Below are 626 nucleotides of genomic sequence, written 5' to 3'. Positions count from 1 at the left end.
ACGCTTTCTATTTTATCGCTATCTTTGACACCAATGAGCGAAGTTTGAGGCTTATCTACATAAAAGTTTTCTAACTGTTCGGTAAGAGCTTTCCATTCTGCACTGTTTGAATTTGACTTATCCCCTCGGTTTAGTAGTTTTTCTGGAAGGTGAGTCAGTTCGTTGACTCGCTCAAGCCAAGCACGTCGGTGCTGTCTGAGCCGATAGCTGCCTTTTAACGGTAGGTTAAGCAGTTGATAAAGCTTGTTGATATTTCCTGAATTGGCTTCTAGCGCTTCAAGGTTAAAGTCGTGCTTATTTTTAAGAGCTTCCAGTAGCAACGTTCGACTTTCTTCAAACTGCTGAATAAATTTATGCTCAGTATTTACTGGCCAAATGACTCGATAAACAACAGAGAATGTTATTACACCTAGAACTGTTTCTTGAAGTCGTAATATCGCGAAATGAAATATAGTTTGATCATCAAATTGACCCATACAAGCAACTAACGCACAAACCGTAAAAGCCATCGAAAATATGTAGCCATATTTCTCGTCACTCGACATGAAAATACACAAGCCAAGAAACAGAGTTAAAAAGCTCAAAAACAAAAATGGATCTTGAGGAAACGTACCAATTAAGAAAAG

General features: G+C 38.3%; 1 protein-coding gene. It reads right to left on the bottom strand.

The genetic code is table 11. The features are described 5' to 3' along the window. The coding region (locus tag R7O13_RS28345; protein WP_318305388.1) for an FUSC family protein at nt 1-626 on the bottom strand (626 nt) is incomplete at both ends.

The sequence above is a fragment of the Vibrio sp. Y176 genome (assembly GCF_033438945.1).
The sequence above is the reverse complement of the archived record's forward strand: the minus strand, read 5'-3'. Positions and strand labels throughout refer to the sequence as shown.